Source organism: Pseudomonas sp. GW823-FHT04A03 (assembly GCF_058796615.1).
On record NZ_JBXAIV010000003.1, the window covers coordinates 256,268 to 277,924 of the forward strand.

Consider the following 21,657-nt stretch of genomic DNA (forward strand, 5'->3'; position numbering starts at 1 on the left):
ATGGCCGATAGCTAAAGGTGACAGATGCGACTGACATCCGCATCGGAGATTTCCCTAAGGAGAAGCGGAAATACCTGCTTGTACCCATCAAGCCCACCTGGCGAGTATCTATAGAAGCACGCCCTGAATAATAAGACCTTAGCGGAACCCCAAGCCATGAACAAAAATCTGCGTTTCAGCCATAAAATTTTGCTTGCCGCCGCCCTCATCGTCATTGCCGCCTTCGCCTCGTTCACGCTGTACAACGACTGGTTGCAACGCAATGCGATCCGCGAGGACCTGGACAATTACCTCAACGAGATGGGCGAGGTCACAGCCGACAACATCCAGACCTGGCTCAGCGGGCGCATCCTGCTGATCGAGAACGCTGCCCAGAACATCGCCATCAATCCCGAGCCTGCCGCTGTCGCCAGCCTGCTGGAACAGAAAGCCCTGACGTCGACCTTCATGGCGTCCTACCTCGGCGATGCCACCGGGCACTTCACCATCCGCCCGGATGCGAAAATGCCGGACGGTTTCGATCCGCGCGTTCGCCCTTGGTATAAAGGTGCGGAAAGCAGCAGCTCGTCGACCCTGACCGAACCGTACATCGATGCGGCCACCGGTCAGACCATCATTTCCATCGCCACTGCCGCGAAAAAGGCCGGCCAGAGCGTGGGCGTAGTAGGGGGTGACCTGAGCCTGCAAACCCTGATCAACACCCTCAGCGCCCGGGACTTCTCCGGCATGGGCTACGCGTTCCTGGTCAGCGCCGACGGCAAGATCCTGGTGCACCCGGACAAGGCCCTGGTGATGAAATCGCTGAAGGAAGCCTTTCCGCAGGACACCCCGCGCATCAGCAGCGACTTCAGTGAAGTCACCGTCGACGGCAAGACCCGCATCGTCAACTTCACCCCGATCAAGGGCCTGCCGTCGGTGAACTGGTACATCGGTCTGTCGGTAGATAAAGACAAAGCCTTCTCGATGCTCAGCGAATTCCGCGCCTCGGCCGTGATCGCGACCGTGATTGCCGTGGCGATCATCATTGCCCTGCTCGGTATGCTGATCCGCATTCTGATCCAGCCGCTGCACGTCATGACCCGCGCCATGGAAGACATCGCCGACGGCGAAGGCGACCTGACCAAGCGCCTGACCATCCAGAACCAGGACGAATTCGGCGTGCTCGGCACGGCGTTCAACCGTTTCGTCGAGCGTATTCACGGTTCGATCCGCGAAGTGTCGTCGGCCACCGGCCAGGTCAACGAAGTCGCCCTGCGCGTCGTCGCGGCCTCGAACTCGTCGATGTACAACTCCGACCAGCAAGCCTCGCGCACCAACAGCGTGGCCGCCGCGATCAACCAGCTCGGCGCCGCCGCCCAGGAAATCGCCCGCAACGCCGCCCAGGCCTCGACCCAGGCCAGCGATGCCCGTGGCCTGGCCGAAGACGGTCAGCAAGTGGTGGATCGCAGCATCAAGGCGATGAATCAGCTGTCGAGCATGCTCAGCGCGTCGAGCAGCAACATCGAATCGCTGAACAGCAAGACCGTGAACATCGGCCAGATCCTGGAAGTGATCACCAGCATTTCCCAGCAGACCAACCTGTTGGCGCTCAACGCGGCCATCGAGGCAGCACGTGCCGGTGAAGCCGGTCGCGGATTTGCGGTGGTGGCGGACGAAGTGCGCAACCTCGCCCACCGCACCCAGGAATCGGCGCAACAGGTACAGACCATGATCGAGGAGCTGCAAGTCGGCGCCCGCGAATCCGTCAGCACCATGAGTGACAGCCAGCGCCACAGCCAGGACAGCGTGGACATCGCCAACCTCGCCGGCGAACGCCTGAACAGCGTGACCCAGCGCATTGGTGAAATCGACGGGATGAACCAGTCGGTGGCGACCGCGACCGAGGAGCAGACTGCAGTGGTCGAGTCGATCAACGTGGATATCACCGAGATCAATACGCTGAACCAGGAAGGTGTCGAGAACCTGCAGGCGACGTTGCGTGCTTGCTCGGATCTGGAGCAGCAGGCTTCGCGTCTGAAACAACTGGTTGGCAGTTTCCGCATTTAAAGCCGTTCTACCGGTCGTCTTCGTCAGTTCATTGCTATCCGACGAAGACGGCCAACAATCCCTCCAAAACCAGCCCTGCACCCCACCGCGAAACCCCGACCGAACATCTATTCTTGATAAAGGTCAACCAAGGGAGATCAACGCGGAGGGACGTTCACCGTGCATATCGCCGACATCACCATGTTCTACGCCCCGGCCAGCGGCGGCGTGCGCACCTATCTGGATGCCAAGCACCGTCGGCTGGGGGGCAAACCCGGCATCCGCCACAGCCTGCTGATTCCCGGCGCGCATTTCGGCGAACAGGATGGCGTCTACACGGTTCCCGCCCCCGCCCTGCCCTTTGGCAAGGGCTATCGTTTTCCCCTGCGCCTGGCCCCTTGGCGAAACGTCCTGCAGGATCTGCAGCCGGATCTGATCGAAGTCGGCGACCCGTACCTCACCGCCTGGGCCGCGCTCGATGCGCGTCGGCAGCTGGATGTGCCGGTGATCGGCTTCTATCACTCCGACCTGCCGCTATTGGTGGGCAACCGAATGGGCCACTGGGTCACGCCGAATGTCGACGCGTATGTGCGCAAGTTGTACGGCAATTTCGACCGGGTACTGGCGCCCAGCCAGGTCATGGCCGACAAGCTCAGCGGGCTGGGTGTGCGCAACGTGTTCGTGCAGCCGCTGGGCGTTGACCTGAACACTTTCCACCCGGATGCCTGCGACGCTGGGTTGCGCAGCGACCTGGGGATCGCCGAGGACACCCGCCTGCTGATCTTCGCCGGTCGCGGTTCCAAGGAGAAAAACCTGCCGGTGCTGCTCGACTGCATGAAACGCCTGGGCCCGCGTTATCACCTGTTGCTGGTCGGCTCGTCGATGCCGGCGTCCGTTCCGGACAACGTCAGCGTGATCGACCGGTTCTGCCCGGCCGCGCAGGTCGCGCGGCTGATGGCCAGTGCCGACGCGCTGATCCACGCCGGCGATCAGGAAACCTTCGGTCTGGTGATTCTGGAGGCCATGGCCTGCGGCATTCCGGTGGTGGCAGTGGCGGCCGGGGCATTCGAGGAAATCGTCAGAGAATCCTGCGGCCTGCTCTGCGCGCCGAACAACTCGCAAGCCATGGCCAATGCCGTGCGCGAACTGTTCAGTCGCGGGACTGGCGTACTCGGGCAGCAGGCACGCCAGCATGTCGAACGGCATTACGCCTGGGACACAGTGGTCGACAGCCTGCTGGGCCATTACCACGCCGTGCTCGGCAATTCGGTTCCACGGGTGGCCAATGGCTGAATTTCACGAGCGCCCGGCGCTGATGCTGGTGCTGCATGACGTGGCGCCCTCCACGTGGGCCGATTATCGAGCGTTCGTCGAAGCCGTTGACCGGTTGGGCAACGTCCCGATGACGTGGCTGGTGGTCCCGGATTTCCATCGACACGATGCCCTTGAAGCCCATCCGGCGTTTTGTCGAATGCTCGACGAACGCGTCGCACGCGGCGATGAACTGGCCCTGCACGGCCACTTTCATGAAGACACCGAACCCGGCCCGCGCACGGCGCGCGACTGGTTCATGCGCCGTGTCTACACCCATGAAGGCGAGTTCTATCAGTTGTCTCGTGAAGCCGCCCTCGCCCGGCTGCGCCCGGGCATCGATCTGTTTCGGCGCCACGGCTGGCCGCTTCACGGTTTCGTCGCCCCGGCCTGGCTGATGAGCGCCGGCACACGCCAGGCACTGCGCGAATTGCCGCTGCGCTACACCAGCGATCCGCAGCATCTTTATCACTTGCCGGACTTCACCGCAGTCGAGGCCCCGGGACTGGTCTGGAGCGCACGCAGCGCCTGGCGTCGCGGCATGTCGAAGGTGGTCAGCGAACAGCGGGAACAGCGCTGGCGTCAGGCGCCGGTGATTCGTCTAGGCTTGCACCCGGTGGACATGCGCCACCGGTTTTCCCGGGATTACTGGTGGCGCACCCTTGAACGACTGCTGGCGGACGGACGCGTGCCCATGACCAAAATCGACTGGCTGACACGCCAGCGCACTCAAGCCGAGCGTGCCGCTTGAGCCGCGGCATTCTGTTGCTGATCGGCCTGCTGGTGGCCGTGGCGGTGCCCGTCCTGCTCGGAGGCGGCGAAACCTGGGAGCGCCTGCAAGCCTTTCCGCTGCGCTGGCTGTTGATCATGTTCGCCATGGTTCTGCTGTGCTGGGGCATCAACACCTTGCGCCTGCGGCTGTTGCTCGGCGATCAGCGTGACCGGGTCACGCCCGTCAAAAGCCTCGGGGTGGTGATGGCCGCCGAATTTGCCTGGTGCGCCACGCCTGGCGGCAGCGGCGGGCCGTTGACGATCATGGCATTGCTGGCCCGCAGCGGCGTGCGCCCTGCCCGGGGCAGCGCCGTGTTTGCAATGGATCAGTTGAGCGATCTGCTGTTTTTTCTCTGCGCCTTGAGCGGGATCCTGATCTACGCGCTGTTTCAGCATCTCAGCGACCGTATGGAGTGGCTACTGATCGTCAGTGCCCTGTCTTTGACCGGTGGCCTGTTCAGTTGCGTGCTGGTCGCGCGCTATCACCGTCGATTGATTCGCCTGAGCGGGCGCCTGCTGGCCGGAATGAACGTCGAACCCCGTACCCGACGGCGCTGGGCGCGGCAGTTGCTGCACTTTCTGGCCGCTTTCACCGATGCGCTGAAATTGCCATGGCAGACATTGATCAAGGTGTTCGTCCTGACCTGCGTGCATTGGTCGCTGCGCTATAGCGTGCTGTATCTGGCGTTGCGCGGGCTGGGGGCGGATGTGCAGTGGGCCTGGACGTTTCTGATCCAGATGCTTTCGCTGGGTGCGGGGCAATTCAGCCTGTTGCCGGGCGGTGCCGGTGCGGCGGAATTGACCTCGGCGGCGCTGCTGGCGCCGATGGTCGGCAAATCGACCGCGGCGGCGGCGATCCTGATCTGGCGGGTGGTGACGTATTACTTCTATCTGCTGGTCGGTGGCCCGGTGTTTCTATTGATGCTGGGCCGGCCGTTGCTGAAAAAGCTGCTGAGCGTCAGACGGGCTTCTTGAGGTCATCCTCTTCGTCCTTGAGTTGTTCCCACAGTTCGGCAGCGCCGGGAAACTCCGTGCCGTCCTCCGGGCTCAGGTCATCCGGGTCATAGCGGCTGAGGCAGCCTTCGCCCAGGGTGGCGGGTGCCTTGGAAGTGGCTTTGTCCAGTGGATCGCTCATGAACGCTTCCTCACAGGGCTGCAACAAGTCGAAAAAAAGGGCCTGAGGCGATTGAACGCCCAGGCCCTTTGTTTTTCAACCGAAAGGTTCGATCAGAACACCACGGTCTTGTTGCCGTGCACCAGCACGCGGTCTTCCAGGTGATAGCGCAGGCCACGGGCCAGTACCATCTTCTCGACATCACGGCCGAAACGCACCATGTCGTCGATGCTGTCGCTGTGGCTGACGCGGACCACGTCCTGCTCGATGATCGGGCCGGCGTCCAGCTCTTCGGTCACGTAGTGGCAGGTCGCACCGATCAGCTTCACGCCGCGCAGAGACGCCTGGTGGTACGGCTTGGCGCCGACGAACGACGGCAGGAAGCTGTGGTGAATGTTGATGACCTTGTGCGCGTATTCGCGGCACATGTCCGGCGGCAGGATCTGCATGTAGCGCGCCAGCACCACCACTTCGGCGTCGTGCTGCTTGACCAGGCGCGACACTTCGTCGAAGGCCGGTTGTTTGTCCTGCGGATTGACCGGGACGTGGTAATAAGGAATGCCGTGCCACTCGACCATGCTGCGCAGGTCGTCATGGTTGGAAATCACGCAGGAGATCTCGCAATCGAGCTCATCGCTGTGCCAGCGGTGCAGCAGGTCGGCCAGGCAGTGGGATTCGCGGCTGGCCATCAGCACCACACGTTTTTTCTGCTCGGTGTCGGTGATGCGCCAGTCCATCGAGAACTCTTCGGCGATCGGTGCAAACTTCTCGCGCAACACCTCGATACCGAAAGGCAGGGAATCGGCACGGATTTCGTGACGCATGAAGAACCAGCCGACCTGGTTATCCGAGTGGTGGCTCGCTTCGGTGATCCAGCCATTGTGGGCCGCCAGAAAGTTACTGACTTTGGCAACGATGCCAACGCGGTCCGGGCAAGAAATCACCAGCCGAAAAGTGCGCATGAGGGGAAAACTCCAGAACTTCGCAAAGGCGCCCATTCTAGCGACTGCGCGGAAAAACTGCAGTATTGATGACCCTCGGAGCCTCACGGCAGGCCGTCCCAGCTTTTTTGACGCTGACAAACGCCAGAATGATGGCGCAGTAATAGCCATGCTTGAACAGACCTGTGTGAATATCTGTGAAGACTCCATCACAATATTTAACTGAACAATCAATTCAGGGCTTTTCAACGTAACTAATTCAAATAAAAACCCCGGTTAAATGTTTACTTGATGAAACAGCCTGACTATTATTGCCGCACTGTCCCCTGCCATCGCGCACTCCCACATAAGGTAGTAATCATGTCCTTGATCAACGAATATCGTGCCACCGAAGAAGCTATCAAAGAGCTGCAAGCCCGTTTGAAGAACCTGTCGCAAGACGACAAACTGCAAGCCGAGCTGGAATTCGAAGGCAAACTGCGCACACTGATGGGCGAATATTCCAAATCCCTGCGCGACATCATCGCGCTGCTGGATCCAGAGTCCAAAACCAAAGCACCACGTGGCGGCGCAGCCAAAACTACCGGCACCAAGCGTGCTCGCAAAGTTAAACAATACAAAAACCCGCACAACGGCGAAGTCATCGAAACCAAAGGTGGCAACCACAAAACTCTGAAAGAGTGGAAAGCCAAGTGGGGCGGTGACGTGGTTGAAGGCTGGGCTACCCTGCTGGGCTAAGCCGCAACCCTTGTCGCAGAGCGCCTCTGTGACAAAAAAAACGCCAGCGAATGCTGGCGTTTTTTTTATGCCCGGCATTCAAGCGCCGGACATGTTCGATTTCAAAGATCCAAACGTTTGCGTAATGCCTGGACATAGTTCTGCCATTCAACCAGCACCTCGGCCTGCATCGGCGCGGCACTAAGCAGCCATTGCTCCATGGCCTCGGCAAAAGATTGCAAGGTATTAGGGGCGCCCCACTCCGGCGCGGACAAGCGTTGCCGGCAAAAGATTTTCCAGCGTTCTTGCTCTTCGAAATTCAACGTATCGGGAAAGTTACGTGCTCGATATCGAAACAACAATTCAGGCAAACGTTCATCATCGAACGGCCATTGCTCTCGCGCCAATTGAGCAGGATCGGTCGTCCTCACTTGCTCACATAAACGACGATCGCGATCACCGATAAATCCGTCGTACAACTGTTGTTCGGGATCTTCACCCGAGGTGAAATCTTCGCTGGCATAAATCGCCGAGACTTTATCTTTCCAAACTTGTTGTGCGTCACTTAGTCGCAATGCACGCGCCTGATACAACGCCATGTCCAGACCCAGACGCTGCTGATCTTCAGCTCTCAGCACCGACAACGGCGCCACCACCGGGCACTTGTTGATGTGGATGAGTTTGAGCGGCACCGGCAATTCGCCTTCGGCCAGGTCGTCACGCCGGGTGTACAGGCGCTGACGCAATGTTTCGGCATCCAGGTCGAGCAGGCCCTGCGGATCCAGGTGCAGATCACAGACGATCAACGCGTTCTTGTTGCGCGGATGCCAGGCCAGCGGCAGCACCACGCCGACATAACTGCGCGCAGCGGAGAAGCGACCGGAAATGTGCACCATCGGCTGCAACAGGCGAATCTGGTCCATGACCTTCTGTTTGCTGCGCAGCTGGAACAGCCAGTCGTACAGCTTCGGCTGCTTCTCGCGGATCAACCGGGCCAGGGCAATGGTGGCGCGCACGTCCGACAACGCTTCGTGGGCATTGCCGTGATCGATGTTGTTGGCGGCAGTCAGCCGTTCGAGCTTGAGCGTCACCTTGCCTTCGTCATCGGTCGGCCAGACCAGCCCGTCCGGGCGCAACGCATAGGCGGCGCGCACTACATCGATCAGATCCCAGCGACTGTTGCCGCCCTGCCATTCACGGGCATAGGGATCGAAAAAGTTGCGGTACAGACTGTAGCGGGTCATCTCGTCGTCGAAGCGCAGGGTGTTGTAACCCGCGCCGCAGGTGCCGGGAGCCGCGAGCTGGGCATGGACCCGGGTCATGAAGTCGGCTTCGCTCAAGCCTTGCTCGGCGAGGCGGCTCGGGGTGATGCCGGTGATCGCGCACGCCGCCGGGTGCGGCAGGATGTCTTCGCTGGGCTGGCAGTAAAGATTGACCGGCGCGTCGATTTCGTTGAGTTCGTGGTCGGTGCGGATCCCGGCCACCTGCAACGGGCGGTCGCATCGGGGATTGATGCCGGTGGTTTCGTAGTCGTACCAGAAAATGGAAGTCACGGGCGGTTCCTGAACTGAAGATCGGCAAAGTCTAGGCGTTCGACCGCTGTCGCGGCCAGCACCGCATCATTCAGTCACCTTTGGTTGAAAGATGTGTATGACATAGTTATGTCGTTTCCCCCCGAGAGACTGCTAGCATCGGACGCACTTGCATCCCGATCCGGCAACATCAGGTAGCCCATGCTCGAGACCACAGCACCGCCAAGGAAAGCACCGCTGAGCCCGCCACTGGACACACGGCACCAGGTCGAAACGCCGGAAGGCATCGACCTTCCGCTGCGTCCCGCCGGCCTGATGGTGCGTGCTGTGGCGTTCACCCTCGATCTGGGGTTGCGCGGGCTGATCCTGGGCTTGATGCTCATGGTGCTGGCGCTGCTCGGCAAACTCGGCATCGGCCTGGGCTCACTGCTGCTGTTCGTGGTGAGCTGGTGGTACATGGTGTTGTTCGAAGTGCTGCGTCAGGGCCGCTCGCCGGGCAAGCAATGGATGGGCCTGCGGGTGGTGCACGACGACGGCACACCGGTCGGCTGGTCGGCGTCGCTGCTGCGCAACCTGCTACGTTTTGTCGACCTGATGCCGTTCGGCTATTTCCTCGGTGCGATCAGTTGCCTGCAACACCCGACCTTCAAACGCCTCGGCGACATCGCTGCCGGCACGCTGGTGATCTACAGCGAACGCCCTCTGAAGCGCCCGCAATTGCCCGATGCCGAACCGCGCCGCTCACCGATCCCGCTGACCCTGACCGAACAACGCGCCCTGCTCGCCTTCGCCGAGCGCCAGGGTGAACTGTCGACGGCGCGGGTCAATGAACTCGCGGCGTTGCTCGCTCAGCCGCTGCATATCAGTGCGCCGAAAGCCGTCGGCGAACTCAACGGCATCGCTCGCGGCCTGTTGGGTCCGACATGAAGCAAAGCCTTTTCGAATCCCGCCACAAGGCCGAATGGGAGCGCTTCACCCTCGCTCTCGAACGACTTGAAAGAGGCAAGGACACTTCGCAGGTCGCGGAATTTCCCAAGGCCTATCGCCGACTTTGCCAGCATCTGGCGCTGGCGCAGGAACGTGGCTACAGCAGTTTTCTGGTCGACTCGCTGCAACAGCAAGTGCTGCGCGGCCATCAACAGCTTTACCGGCATCGCAGCCAGCTCGGGGCCAACGTGCTGGGTTTCATCCTGGCAGGCTTTCCACGGTTGGTGCGCGCGGAATGGCGTTTCGTACTCGCCGCCGCCGTGCTGTTCTTCGGCAGCCTGGCCGGTTTCGGCTTGCTGGTTTTCCTGTTTCCGGAGCTGGTCTACAACCTCATCCCCGCCGATCAGGTCCGCGAGATGCAGAGCATGTACGACCCCGCCGCCGGCCATCTCGGGCGTTCGGCCGAGCGCGCCGCCAGCGAGGACTGGGTGATGTTCGGCTACTACATCATGCACAACATCGGCATCGCCTTTCAGACCTTCGCCAGCGGTTTGCTGCTGGGCGTGGGCAGCGCGTTTTTCCTGCTTTACAACGGGCTGATCATCGGCGCGGTAGCCGGGCATCTCAGTGAAATCGGCTTCGGCCAGACCTTCTGGTCGTTCGTGATCGGGCACGGTGCGTTCGAACTCAGCGCCATCGCCCTGGCCGGTGCGGCAGGACTGAAACTGGGTTGGGCATTGATCGCGCCGGGACGCCTGACACGAATCGAGGCCCTGCAGATCGCAGCGCGCCAGAGCATCCTGCTGATCTGCGGCGTGATGCTGTTTCTGTTGATCGCCGCGTTTATCGAAGCCTACTGGTCGTCGCGCACCGGGGTTACGCCGCAGACCAAATACCTGGTCGGCGCCGGGCTCTGGCTCTGCGTGACGATCTATCTGCTGTTCGCCGGAAGGACCCGCCATGCGCCTGAGTGACGCGACCGTGGCGATCCGTCCGCGCACCACCTGGGAAGCCATGGACCTGGGCGTGCTCATGAGCCAGCAACATCGGCGCCTGCTGATGACCAGTTGGGCCATCGTCACCCTGCCGCTGTTCGCGGTGCTCAGCCTGTTATTGTGGGATTCACCGTCGCTCGCCGTGTTCATCTTCTGGTGGCTGAAACCGGCCTACGAACGCTTGCCGCTGTACATCCTGTCCAAGGCGCTGTTCGGCGAAACACCCACCTTGAAACAGGCCTTGCGCCAGTGGCCGCGCCTACTCAAGCCGCAACTCATCGCCAGCCTGACCTGGCGTCGCCTCAGCCTCAGTCGCAGCTTCCTGCTGCCCGTGCTGCAACTCGAAGGCCTCGACGGCACTGCCCGCCAGCAGCGTTTGCAGGTGTTGTTGCAACGCAATGCCGGCGCCGCACAGTGGCTGACGATCATCGGCGTGCATCTGGAAACGGCGCTGTGGATCGGCGCGATGGTGTTGTTCTACCTGCTACTGCCGCAACAGGTCGAAACCGATTGGGACTGGCAAACCCTGGTCTTCGCGGCTGACTACGAATGGCGCTGGCTGGAACATCTGACCAATGCGTTCTATGCGCTGATCCTGGTGATCTGGGAACCGGTGTATGTCGCCTGCGGGTTCAGTCTGTATCTGAACCGCCGCACCGTCCTCGAAGCCTGGGACATCGAACTGGTGTTCCGCCGCTTGCGCCAGCGTTTGAACAGCAGCGCGATCGGCTTGCTGCTGGTGGTGTGTCTGCTGCTGCCGGGCGTGCCCTCAGCCTGGGCTGCCGACCCTGCCACTGCTCCGGATGCACCGCGTCTTTTGAACCAGCCACTGACCAGCGAGGCGTCCCGCAACAGCATCAAGGCCTTGCTCGAACAACCGCCGTTCAAGAACAAGGAAACCGTCACCCGTTATCGCTTCGGCGAAGATCCCGCGGCTGCCGAAAAGTCCAAGGAAGGCGAGGCACCGCAATGGTTGAAAACCCTGCTCGACTGGCTGGACGGCCGACACCTCGACGGCCTGGCCAAGGCGATCGAAGTCGTCCTGTGGGGCGCGGTGATCGCCGGGCTCGGCTGGCTGATCTGGCGCTATCGGGATTTTCTGCAAGCGTTCGTCGGCCGCCGTCCGCGCTTGCCCAAAGCGTACAAAAGACCTTTGCCGCAACAGGCCTTCGGTCTGGATCTGCAAAAGGAAACGTTGCCCGATGACATCGCCAGCCACGCGGAACAGCTCTGGCAAACCGAACCGCGCGCAGCGTTGGGTCTGCTGTACCGGGCGCTGCTCAGTCATCTATTGCACGACTTCAACCTGACCCTGAAACCCGCCGACACCGAAAGCGAAGTGCTGGCCCGGGTCGAACAGTTGCAGCGTCCGGATCTGCTCACCTATAGCCGTCACCTCACCGGCCACTGGCAGAACATGGCCTACGGGCACCGCGCACCGGCGGCGCATCTGCAACAGGAATTGTGTGAGGGCTGGCGCACCCTGTTCGGCCAAGGAGCCGCCCGTTGAACCGGCGCGCGCTCTGGCTTTTGGGTGGCGCGCTGATCGTCGCCCTGCTCGGTGCGCTGGGCATTTATCTGTACCTCAAGGCCACGCCTTACCAGGCCGAGGTCGATCACGGCCCGTCCCCCGCTGCACAAGCCAATCCTTATCTGGCGGCGGAGATGTTTTTGCGCGAACGCGGGATCGACGTCAGTCATGCCGAAAGCCTCGCCGTGTTGCCTGAAATCGACCCGCGCCAACACACGCTGCTGATGTTCAACGACCGCTCGAAAATGACTCCGCGTCAGGTCGATCAGGTTCTGAACTGGGCCCGGGCCGGCGGAAGGCTGGTGTTCGTCGCCGAATCGATCTGGGATGAAAAGACCGGACAGAGCAACGACCTGCTGCTCGACCGCGTGCAACTGCATCAATCCTTCACCAAGGATCTCAAGGGCACGCCGCCGGACGACGCCGAAGACCCTTACCCCAATCTGACCAAGCTCTATCTGGAAGACGAAGACGCCCCCGCCTATGCCGGGTTCGACACCGCGTTCCACCTAGACGACCCGAAAAACCTCGCCCAGGCCTGGGCCAACAGCGCCCGCGCCACCCACATGATGCAACTGCCCTACGGCGTCGGTTCAATTACCGTGGTCACCGATGCCGACCTGTGGAAAACCCCGGCCATCGCCCAGCACGACAACGCGTGGCTGCTCTGGTATCTGAGCGCCGATACCGCTGTGACACTGCTGTACAACACCGAACACGACGGTCTGCTGACCCTGCTCTGGCGCTATTTCCCGCAAGCCATTGTTGCCCTGCTGGCGCTGATCGGTCTGTGGTTGTGGCATGTCGGCGTACGCCAAGGCCCGGTGCAGGCGCCCGCCCCGAGTGGTCGTCGACAGTTGATGGAACACCTGCGCGCCAGTGCCGATTTCATCCTCCGTCACAACGGCCAACAGACCTTGCTGCAAGCGTTGCAGCAAGACGTCCTGCGCCGCGCCCGTCACCGTCATCCCGGCTTCGACCAACTGAACGTCGCCGAACAATGGCTGGTGCTGTCGCGCCTGACCCGCCAGCCGACCCGTGCCATCAGCCAGGCCCTGAGCCCGGCACCGAAGCGGCGTATGTCCAGCGCCGAATTCTGCCGTCAGGTTGCCCACCTGCAAGCCTTGAGGAACACGCTATGACCGAACACATCGAACCCGGCTCGCCCAGCCACGCGGCCCAGCAACGCCAGCGCGCCAGCCAGTTGGCGCAAGCGGTGCGCGGTGAATTGCAAAAGGCGCTGATCGGTCAGAACCCGGTGATCGACGACGTGCTGACCGCGCTGATCGCTGGCGGTCACGTGCTGCTCGAAGGCGTTCCCGGCCTCGGCAAAACCTTGTTGGTACGCGCCCTGGCAAAATGCTTCGGCGGCGAGTTCGCGCGCATCCAGTTCACCCCGGACCTGATGCCCAGCGACGTCACAGGCCACGCGGTCTACGACCTGCAGACCGAACAATTCAAACTGCGCAAAGGCCCGTTGTTCACCAACCTGTTGCTGGCCGACGAGATCAACCGCGCCCCGGCCAAGACGCAAGCAGCCTTACTCGAAGCGATGCAGGAACGTCAGGTCACCCTCGAAGGCCGGGCCCTGCCGATTGCCCAGCCGTTCATGGTGCTCGCCACGCAAAACCCGATTGAGCAGGAAGGCACTTACCCGCTGCCCGAAGCCGAACTTGATCGCTTCATGCTCAAGGTGCGCATGGATTATCCCGACGCCGATCAGGAGCTGGACATGGTGCGCCAGGTCAGCCGCTCGACCCGCGCCGACATGCTCGACGTGCAACCGCTGCGCACCGTGTTGCAAGCCAAGGACGTGCAAGCCCTGCAACGCATCGCCAGTGATCTGCCGCTGGACGATCAGGTGCTCGATTACGCCGTACGCCTGGCCCGCAGCACCCGCACCTGGCCGGGACTGACCCTCGGTGCCGGGCCACGCGCCTCTATTGCACTGGTGCGTTGCGCCCGCGCCCGGGCCTTGTTGCGCGGCGGCGAATTCGTGATCCCGGACGACATCAAGGGCTGCGCACTGGCGGTATTACGCCACCGCGTACGCCTTGCACCGGAGCTGGACATCGAAGGGCTGCAAGTCGATCAAGTCCTTCAGCAATTGCTCGACCAAGTGCCGGCGCCGCGCCTGTGAAACCCTCGCGCCTGCTGTTGATCTGGCTGGCGATCCTGCTGGCCATCGGCATTGTGCTGGGCGCGTTGCAGGCGCTGGACGTCGAGGTGCCATCGAGCCTGCTGTCGATCAACTGGGGATTGTTGCTGGCGCTGTTTGCGCTGAGCCTGCTGGACGCGCTGCGCCTCAAGCGCCTGCCCTCGCCCCGCGTGCAACGACAGATGCCCGGCAGCCTGGCACTCGGTCGCTGGAGCGAAATCCGGCTGGACATCGAACACGACTTCGCCCAGCCACTGGCCATTCAACTCTTCGACCACGTACCCGACGGCCTCAGCCACGAACACCTGCCGCTCTTCACCGAACTGCAACCCGGCCAGCGCAGCCTGATCGGCTATCGCCTGCGCCCGCTCAAGCGCGGCCACTTCACCTTCGAAACCTGCGAGCTCAATCTGCCGAGCCCCTTGGGCCTGTGGTCCGGCAAACGCCTGCTGAACATCACCGACCACACCCGCGTCTACCCCGACTTCGCCCGCCTTTATGGCGGCCAGTTGCTGGCGGTCGACAACTGGCTCAGCCAGCTCGGCGTACGCCAGCGCCAACGTCGTGGCCAAGGGATGGAATTCCATCAACTGCGGGAATTTCGCGAAGGCGACAGCCTGCGCCAGATCGACTGGAAAGCCACCGCCCGCCACCGCACACCGATTGCCCGAGAATACGAAGACGAACGGGATCAACAGATTGTTTTCATGCTCGACTGCGGGCGACAGATGCGCAGCCAGGATGGGGAGCTGTCGCATTTCGATCATGCGTTGAATGCGTGTCTGCTGTTGAGTTATGTGGCGTTGCGGCAAGGGGATGCGGTGGGGTTGTCCACCTTCGCCAGTGATCAGCATCGGTTTATTGCACCGGTCAAAGGCGCGGGGCAGCTCAAGGTGTTGCTCAACGGTGTTTACGATCTGGATAGCACGCGGCGTTCGGCGGATTATCCGGCGGCGGTGAATCAGTTGCTGGCGAAGCAAAAACGCCGGGCGCTGGTGGTGCTGGTGACGAATGTGCGGGATAAGGATGATGAGGAATTGCTGGACGCCGTCAGACAACTAAGCCAACAGCATCGAGTACTCGTGGCCAGCCTGCGTGAAAGCACGCTTGAAGATAGACGGCATTCGCAGGTGCAAACGATTGAGCAAGCGCTTGAATACTGCGCAACAGTGGATTACCTGAACGCCCGATCGGTGCTCCATGAAAAATTGAGTGCCCAAGGAGTGCAAGTGATAGATGTCCCCCCAAGTGAATTGAGTACAGATGTAATTTCGCGATATCTGAGCTGGAAAAAATCTGGAGCACTCTGCTAACACATTGTGAAATACACACGGGAGGGCCAGATTAAAACTACGAAAATCAAAAGCTCTAAACAATAAGCTGGCTCAGTTCACCCGAGGAGCATCACAAGCTGATGCATCTCACCAGTTGAGTAGAAATCGCTAGCCAACTAACACTCGCAAATGCCACTGCTATGCTTGGTTTTTTGCAAAAAGGAGCCTAAGAATGACCGTTCAATACTCTCTATCAGACGTGTTGGAAAGGATGTATCAGAATCAACTCGGCTTGGAGGCCGCTCTGATGGAATTAGTACTCCAGGTCGAAGCACAGGGAATGGTGGATACCGGAAACAACGTCCGAGAAGCACTTTTTACAATTGGAGAAAACGCTGGCTTCATCAATCAAGGTTTGGCCAAGCTGAAAGGAAAACGTCCCAGCTGAAGCTCTCGGACCTTCACCTATGTCTCCAAGATCTTTCGATGTATTTCTTCTACGGTTCGTGTCCTCTAAAAACTAATAATTAACTGGGGGTTTTCTTACAGCTCGGTTCTCAAGAAAACTCCCTTTGCCTACGACTACACTAGCTCTGCCCCACGTGTAAAAACCTTCAAAAAGAGAGGCAAAACTGTTGCTCTCTCACTTTTTGTGGACAACAGAAAAACGGTGGAATTGAGGCTACAACACGTGACGCTTTTGCCTACATGTAAGCGCGAATCCGCTGGCTTGTGCACCTTAGCGTTGCCCCGTAACTTGATCCCCGTCGCTGCCAATCAGCGGCCGGGTTTAGTCGCCCGAGGTAAGATAGGTTTGCAAACGCATCGTCCAGTCGGGTATTCCCTATCCCTGCACTCGATGGTGGCTGTGAGCAGGGTGCCCCCGGGCACGCCGGAAAAGCCTACTTCCCCGGTCGACTAACCTGCTTACAGCTGCCACCCCCTCGTTTAGTCGCGAAGCGGTAACAGCCCAACTTATTAGGAAGTTAGGTATGTTTAAAGCTACACCAAATCCGCCTTCGGATATCGATCCAACTGACAAGACTGATCAAACCGATCCGGTCTCTCCCTACGCCTCCACCGATTCAAAGAAACTCCACGACGCCGCCCACCGGGCCCTCGACTTCTACCTCAATCCCTCGCCCGAAAAACCGCGCAACTCCGTGGATCGCGGCATGCAGATGTTCAAGGTCGATCCGGACATTAACCCGGAAGCCATCGCCATCCAGACCTACGAAACCTTTTCTTCGGTCAGCATCCTGCTGCTCGACCTGGCCGACAGCCTGGACGACAAGCCGCGGCATCTGGCGATGGCGATCTATCAGTTGAGTGAGCTGGGGTTGTTGCTGGTGGAGAAGACGCTGGATAACGAACGGGCGATTGCGACAACCGCGTAAGAAAAAAAGGCCACAACCTTCGGCAGGTTGTGGCCCTTTTTTGTTTTCAGGCCGAGGCAGGCAACGGCTGAAAACTGAAGTACTGCTTCAACGCCTCGACCAGTTGCCCATACTCGGGCGGCGTCCGGTACAGGCTGAAGCCTGCGTCGTAATGCTGGGGTGTCGCGTCTTCGTGGCACCACAGGCAGCACGCGGTGAGGTCGATGACCTGCTGACAACCCTCGCCCAAGGGGATTTTCAGGCGCAGGTTGAATTCGGCACCGATCATCATCGGCAACTGGCTGATGAGCATCAAACCGTCTTCGGACACATTGCCAAGAAAGCCGATGGGTTTGTCGGTGACGCTGTTGAACACTCGCAGAAAATACGGCAGCTGGTGCCGTTCGATTCGACGGTCGGTAAACATACGCAATTCGCCATGCAAGGCTCCATCACAGAGCCGCACTCTCGCTTCGGAACGGGCCTGTGCGTCAGACCCGCTCTCCCCGCTCCCGGTGTGGCGCTCTCCACGTGCATCTCATGCCAGTCGCAGGTGTTGCGCCGGTACAGATATCGATCTGTACCGGTGTCAATCGACTATAGCTCACCCTATACAAGCAGCCAGCTTTTGTATGACAACCGCCATCAGAAGCTGGTTGGACGTACCACGGCGGCAGCGCTGCGAGTCGGGTAGTGACCCAGGCTCTGCAGGGTTTCCAGACGCGCGCGGGCGCGGTAGGCGTATTCGCTGTTGGGGTACGAGGCGATGATGAACTGATAGGTCTGCGCCGCATCGACGAACATTTTCTGCCGTTCGAGGCACTGGCCACGCATCATCGACACTTCCGGCCACACATAAGGGCGGGCACGGCTGGCGCGTTCGACCTTGGACAGTTCGAGCATCACTTGCTCGCAGTTGCCCCGGTCGTAGGCGCTGTAGGCGTTGTTCAAATGATGGTTCATCGACCAACGGGTGCAGCCCGTGACGGCGAGGACGCTGAGGGCAAGGGCGGCAATGGGCACGAATCGCATGGGGGGTTCTCCTGTCTTGTGCTCTGTATCGACCCCTGGTCGGAAATCTTCAGGCGCGTTTGTCCCAAAGTTGCCGTGTTCAATAAAGAAAGTATTAAGTAGTGCAAACGAACAATGACTACACCCCAAGAGCATAGTAGCCTTCGCTGGCGCTTGAACCTGAGGAGTCTTTGCATGTCCGTCCGTCGTACCAAAATCGTCGCTACCCTTGGCCCGGCCAGTAACTCGCCGGAAGTTCTCGAACAGCTGATTCTGGCTGGCCTGGACGTCGCCCGTCTGAACTTCTCCCACGGCACCCCCGACGAGCACAAGGCTCGCGCGAAGCTGGTGCGTGACCTCGCTGCCAAGCACGGCCGCTTTGTCGCCCTGCTGGGTGACCTGCAAGGCCCGAAAATCCGTATCGCCAAATTCGCCAACAAGCGCATCGAGCTGAAGATCGGTGACCAGTTCACCTTCTCCACCAGCCATCCGCTGACCGAAGGCAACCAGCAGGTTGTCGGTATCGACTACCCGGATCTGGTCAAGGACTGCGGCGTGGGCGACGAGCTGCTGCTCGACGACGGCCGCGTAGTGATGCGCGTTGAAACCGCCACCGCAACCGAGCTGAACTGCGTCGTGACCATCGGCGGCCCGCTGTCCGACCACAAAGGCATCAACCGTCGCGGTGGCGGCCTGACCGCTCCGGCCCTGACTGAAAAAGACAAGGCCGACATCAAGCTCGCCGCTGAAATGGAAGTCGACTACCTCGCCGTGTCCTTCCCGCGTGACGCGGCCGACATGAACTACGCCCGTCAACTGCGCGACGAAGCCGGCGGCACCGCCTGGCTGGTAGCGAAGATCGAACGCGCCGAAGCCGTGGCCGACGACGAAACCCTCGACGGTCTGATCAAGGCTTCCGACGCCGTGATGGTTGCCCGTGGCGACCTGGGTGTGGAAATCGGCGACGCCGAACTGGTGGGCATCCAGAAGAAAATCATTCTGCATGCACGCCGCCACAACAAGGCTGTGATCGTGGCGACCCAGATGATGGAGTCGATGATCCAGAACCCGATGCCGACCCGCGCCGAAGTGTCCGACGTGGCCAACGCCGTGCTCGACTACACCGACGCCGTGATGCTGTCGGCCGAATCCGCTGCCGGCGCGTATCCCCTGGAAGCCGTGCAGGCGATGGCGCGCATCTGCGTCGGCGCTGAAAAGCACCCGACCAGCAAGACCTCCAGCCACCGCATCGGCAAGGAATTCGAGCGCTGCGACGAAAGCATCGCACTGGCGACCATGTACACCGCCAACCACTTCCCGGGCGTCAAGGCGATCATCGCGCTGACCGAAAGCGGCTACACCCCGCTGATCATGTCGCGTATCCGTTCATCGGTGCCGATCTACTGCTTCACCCCGCACCGCGAAGCCCAGGCCCGCGCGGCGATGTTCCGTGGCGTGTACACCGTACCGTTCGACCCGGCTTCGCTGGCCCCGAACGAAGTCAGCCAGAAAGCCATCGACGAGCTGGTCAAGCGCGGCGTGGTGGAGAAAGGCGACTGGGTCATCCTGACCAAGGGCGACAGCTACCACACCACCGGCGGCACCAACGGCATGAAGATCCTGCACGTGGGCGACCCGCAGGTCTGAGTGACCGGTTGCTGAAAACGAAAAGCCCCGCCATGTGAATGGCGGGGCTTTTTCATTTCAGACTGCCTCATAGGCCAGAGAGTACCGTTTGTCGGAACTGTTATTTCTAACAGTAGCGAATGGTAGCTCGCAGAGTGGACGCTCAGTGCTTCTCTTCGAAAGGAGCAAAATAAATGTCGAATATCTCAAGTTCAATTCCCGAGTTTAATGGTGAGCTAGACTTATCCTTCGCAAAAAATGGCGAGTTTATCGCGCCTCTACCGCCGAATGTTAAAAGCATGAGGATCCTCGGATTCACTGAAGATGAAGAACATATTTACATAGTTGGTTACCTGGACTACGAACCTTCAAAAAATGACTATGTTTGTTGCCGCCTGAGCAAGGATGGAAAATTTGAAACAGACTTCGGCGACCAGGGATATGCCAGAGGAAACTTCAGCGACGAGGGCATCACCATCAACGGAGTGGCCAGACAAGCAATTATTCAATACATCGACGGGAACAAAAAAATCCTGCTGATTGGGGATACCCATTCCCAGCAACCCGCTCTGGTTCGCCTGAATTCGGATGGCAGCCTGGATAAAAGTTATGGGATAGACGGAAAGATCATCATAGAGCTTCCTTCGCTCACCATAGGCACTCAGCAACCCGATAGCACTGCAGATGTTTCGCAGGCTGTTGCTTTGGAAGATACCAATGTTATTTTTCTCGAATCAACGACTGAAGGTGCATATGTCATTAGAGTGAACACGAATGGATCGCTCGACGATACATTCAATGGTTCAGGCTATCGACTATTCAAACGTTCGGAGGAGGGAATTTTTTTATTTGCCATTTCAGAAACTACGGATGGCAAGTATTTGTTAGGTGGAACCCGGTCTAATCCTGAAAGACCGAATTCAGGGTTGATTATCCGATTACTGGCAAACGGAGAAAATGATCCTGAATACGGGGTAAACGGAGTTGTAGAAATTGAAGATACAAGCATCCAAAAAAAAGACTATGCATTTACAGCGCTCGCGCCTCAACACAACAACCGTACGGCCGCGTTTGGTCGGGCCGAAGAAAGTACAACTTCAGGCTTGATTACCAGTATTGAACCAGACGGCAGCAGGAATATTCAATTCAACCGGGCAGAGCCACTAGTCACACAGGTGGATCATAATCACACGAAATGGTTGAGTGGACGAATGTTGCCCAATGGCCAGTTGCAAGTACTTGGGCAGGCCGATGATTTACCAAATTCCGATAAAAATCTTGTTATTGTTCAACTCAACGCCAACGGCACAATCGATAACACCTATGGCAGGAACGGTGTCGTGCGCTTCGCTGGCACTTCGGAAACACTGATGAAGTTCGATGGGAACAGGGTACTGTTCACCCGGCTCGAAAATCAGCAGGCACTTATGTGTGGTCTTGTTCCTTGACCAGGCGAAATACTGGCCTCTTGGGCAATAAAACGTCCGGGTGAAGTTTCAACACCGGACGTTGCCTGAGCGTCTTACACATGTAGCACCCAAGTCGGCTCATTCCCTCTCCTCCGGTGAGGAAGGGAATGGGATGGCTTTTCAATGCCGTTTGATGAATCCCGTCAACGCCGCCAACGCCTCCGGCGAGCGCAGCCGCTGGGTGAACAGCGCGCCCTCCTCCTCGATCACCTTGCGAATCAACTCGCGATCCGGCGCCCGCATCAACTGTTTGCTGATCCGCACCGCCTCAGCCGGCAACTCATCAAACCGCAACGCCATCTCCCGCGCCTTGGCCAGTGCCGCTTCGCCACTGCCCAGCGCCTCGGTTGCGATCCCCCATTGCGCCGCCTGCTCACCGGTAAAACCCTCACCGAGCAGCAACAACTCCGACGCCTTGGCCTGCCCAAGCAAACGCGGCAGGATCAGGCTGGAGCCGAACTCCGGGCACAACCCGAGATTGACGAACGGCATGCGCAGCCGCGCATCCCGCGCCACGTACACCAGATCGCAATGCAGCAACAGCGTCGTGCCAATCCCCACCGCCGCCCCGGCCACGGCGGCGATCACCGGTTTGCGGCATTCGAGCAGTTTGAGCATGAAGTGGAACACCGGGCTGTCGAGGTCGCTCGGCGGTTGCTGGATGAAGTCGGCGATGTCGTTGCCGGCGGTGAAGCACTCGGCGCTGCCGGTGATCAGCACGGCGTTGATCTCGGGATCGTGATTAGCCTGCTTGAGCGCGTTGGCCAACTGGCTGTACATGGCGCGGGTCAGGGCGTTTTTCTTGTCCGGGCGGTTGAGGCGCAGGGTCAGCAAACCGCGTTCGCGGTGCAGCAGGATGGCTTCGGGCATGGCAGGTCT

At 59.9% G+C, this 21,657-nt stretch carries 21 protein-coding genes and 1 pseudogene; 16 read left to right on the forward strand and 6 right to left on the reverse strand.

Going from position 1 to position 21,657, the window contains the following annotated elements; all coding sequences use genetic code 11:
• Positions 1-156 precede the first annotated feature (156 nt).
• The 5 genes and pseudogenes from AC1Q9F_RS10990 to gpgF all read left to right on the forward strand — a co-directional run.
• Positions 157-1,188, forward strand: a pseudogene (locus tag AC1Q9F_RS10990) (HAMP domain-containing protein); the annotation flags it as partial.
• A 93-nt stretch (positions 1,189-1,281) separates the two neighbouring features.
• The gene (locus tag AC1Q9F_RS10995; RefSeq protein WP_371807424.1) at positions 1,282-2,046 is read left to right on the forward strand and encodes a methyl-accepting chemotaxis protein; all 765 of its coding nucleotides are present in this window, start codon (positions 1,282-1,284) and stop codon (positions 2,044-2,046) included.
• Between the two features lie 159 nt (positions 2,047-2,205).
• Entirely contained in the window at positions 2,206-3,318 is a 1,113-nt protein-coding gene (gpgS, locus tag AC1Q9F_RS11000) for an N-acetylglucosaminyl phosphatidylglycerol synthase (protein ID WP_492619929.1), read from the forward strand.
• Positions 3,311-4,087, forward strand: coding sequence for an N-acetylglucosaminyl phosphatidylglycerol deacetylase (gpgD, locus tag AC1Q9F_RS11005; protein WP_492619928.1), 777 nt, complete (start codon positions 3,311-3,313; stop codon positions 4,085-4,087). The genes gpgS and gpgD overlap by 8 nt, the downstream gene beginning before the upstream one ends.
• Positions 4,084-5,082: a glucosaminyl phosphatidylglycerol flippase gene (gpgF, locus tag AC1Q9F_RS11010; protein ID WP_492619927.1), complete on the forward strand. Its 999-nt coding sequence runs from the start codon at positions 4,084-4,086 to the stop codon at positions 5,080-5,082. Before gpgD ends, gpgF begins: the two co-directional genes overlap by 4 nt.
• On the opposite strand, the gene AC1Q9F_RS11015 is transcribed toward gpgF, so the two are convergent.
• Positions 5,066-5,242, reverse strand: coding sequence for a hypothetical protein (locus AC1Q9F_RS11015; RefSeq protein ID WP_007951232.1), 177 nt, complete (start codon positions 5,240-5,242; stop codon positions 5,066-5,068). The two genes, gpgF and AC1Q9F_RS11015, sit on opposite strands and share 17 nt — an antisense overlap.
• A gap of 92 nt (positions 5,243-5,334) precedes the next feature.
• Complete coding sequence (gene purU, locus AC1Q9F_RS11020; RefSeq protein WP_207983777.1) at positions 5,335-6,183, reverse strand: formyltetrahydrofolate deformylase; 849 nt, start codon at positions 6,181-6,183, stop codon at positions 5,335-5,337.
• Between the two features lie 339 nt (positions 6,184-6,522).
• Between purU and mvaT the strand changes: the two genes are divergently transcribed.
• Positions 6,523-6,900, forward strand: a complete 378-nt coding sequence (gene mvaT / locus AC1Q9F_RS11025) for a histone-like nucleoid-structuring protein MvaT (protein WP_007951234.1) — start codon at positions 6,523-6,525, stop codon at positions 6,898-6,900.
• 101 nt (positions 6,901-7,001) lie between these two features.
• Here mvaT and sbcB read toward each other — a convergent pair whose 3' ends face one another.
• The gene (sbcB, locus tag AC1Q9F_RS11030) at positions 7,002-8,432 is read right to left on the reverse strand and encodes an exodeoxyribonuclease I (RefSeq protein WP_492619926.1); all 1,431 of its coding nucleotides are present in this window, start codon (positions 8,430-8,432) and stop codon (positions 7,002-7,004) included.
• Positions 8,433-8,612: 180 nt separating this feature from the next.
• Here sbcB and AC1Q9F_RS11035 point away from each other — a divergent pair, with 180 nt between their 5' ends.
• The 8 genes from AC1Q9F_RS11035 (at position 8,613) to AC1Q9F_RS11070 (ending at position 16,693) form a co-directional block, all read left to right on the forward strand.
• Positions 8,613-9,338, forward strand: coding sequence for an RDD family protein (locus AC1Q9F_RS11035; protein WP_492619925.1), 726 nt, complete (start codon positions 8,613-8,615; stop codon positions 9,336-9,338).
• Positions 9,335-10,312: a stage II sporulation protein M gene (locus AC1Q9F_RS11040; RefSeq protein ID WP_492619924.1), complete on the forward strand. Its 978-nt coding sequence runs from the start codon at positions 9,335-9,337 to the stop codon at positions 10,310-10,312. Before AC1Q9F_RS11035 ends, AC1Q9F_RS11040 begins: the two co-directional genes overlap by 4 nt.
• Complete coding sequence (locus tag AC1Q9F_RS11045; RefSeq protein WP_492619923.1) at positions 10,299-11,843, forward strand: DUF4129 domain-containing protein; 1,545 nt, start codon at positions 10,299-10,301, stop codon at positions 11,841-11,843. The genes AC1Q9F_RS11040 and AC1Q9F_RS11045 overlap by 14 nt, the downstream gene beginning before the upstream one ends.
• Positions 11,840-13,006 carry a DUF4350 domain-containing protein gene (locus AC1Q9F_RS11050; protein ID WP_492619922.1) on the forward strand — a complete coding sequence of 389 codons (1,167 nt, stop codon included), beginning with the start codon at positions 11,840-11,842 and terminating at the stop codon, positions 13,004-13,006. The genes AC1Q9F_RS11045 and AC1Q9F_RS11050 overlap by 4 nt, the downstream gene beginning before the upstream one ends.
• Positions 13,003-14,004, forward strand: coding sequence for an AAA family ATPase (locus AC1Q9F_RS11055; RefSeq protein ID WP_207983783.1), 1,002 nt, complete (start codon positions 13,003-13,005; stop codon positions 14,002-14,004). The genes AC1Q9F_RS11050 and AC1Q9F_RS11055 overlap by 4 nt, the downstream gene beginning before the upstream one ends.
• Positions 14,001-15,335, forward strand: a complete 1,335-nt coding sequence (locus AC1Q9F_RS11060) for a DUF58 domain-containing protein (RefSeq protein WP_207983784.1) — start codon at positions 14,001-14,003, stop codon at positions 15,333-15,335. Before AC1Q9F_RS11055 ends, AC1Q9F_RS11060 begins: the two co-directional genes overlap by 4 nt.
• 193 nt (positions 15,336-15,528) lie before the next feature.
• Complete coding sequence (locus AC1Q9F_RS11065) at positions 15,529-15,744, forward strand: hypothetical protein (protein ID WP_207983785.1); 216 nt, start codon at positions 15,529-15,531, stop codon at positions 15,742-15,744.
• Positions 15,745-16,288: 544 nt separating this feature from the next.
• On the forward strand, positions 16,289-16,693 hold the full coding sequence (locus AC1Q9F_RS11070) for a DUF6124 family protein (protein ID WP_207983786.1): 405 nt from the start codon (positions 16,289-16,291) through the stop codon (positions 16,691-16,693).
• Positions 16,694-16,739: 46 nt separating this feature from the next.
• Here the strand turns inward: AC1Q9F_RS11070 and AC1Q9F_RS11075 are convergent, their stop codons facing one another.
• Both AC1Q9F_RS11075 and AC1Q9F_RS11080 read right to left on the reverse strand, forming a co-directional pair.
• Entirely contained in the window at positions 16,740-17,099 is a 360-nt protein-coding gene (locus AC1Q9F_RS11075; RefSeq protein ID WP_129973149.1) for a PilZ domain-containing protein, read from the reverse strand.
• A gap of 218 nt (positions 17,100-17,317) precedes the next feature.
• Positions 17,318-17,704: a tetratricopeptide repeat protein gene (locus tag AC1Q9F_RS11080; protein ID WP_492619921.1), complete on the reverse strand. Its 387-nt coding sequence runs from the start codon at positions 17,702-17,704 to the stop codon at positions 17,318-17,320.
• 174 nt (positions 17,705-17,878) lie between these two features.
• Here AC1Q9F_RS11080 and pyk point away from each other — a divergent pair, with 174 nt between their 5' ends.
• Both pyk and AC1Q9F_RS11090 read left to right on the forward strand, forming a co-directional pair.
• Entirely contained in the window at positions 17,879-19,330 is a 1,452-nt protein-coding gene (gene pyk, locus AC1Q9F_RS11085; RefSeq protein WP_007951250.1) for a pyruvate kinase, read from the forward strand.
• A gap of 173 nt (positions 19,331-19,503) precedes the next feature.
• Entirely contained in the window at positions 19,504-20,757 is a 1,254-nt protein-coding gene (locus AC1Q9F_RS11090) for an NHL repeat-containing protein (protein WP_492619920.1), read from the forward strand.
• Between the two features lie 141 nt (positions 20,758-20,898).
• Here the strand turns inward: AC1Q9F_RS11090 and AC1Q9F_RS11095 are convergent, their stop codons facing one another.
• Positions 20,899-21,648 (reverse strand): enoyl-CoA hydratase-related protein, encoded by a 750-nt coding sequence (locus tag AC1Q9F_RS11095; protein WP_492619919.1) that lies wholly within the window; start codon positions 21,646-21,648, stop codon positions 20,899-20,901.
• Between the last annotated feature and the right edge of the window lie 9 nt (positions 21,649-21,657).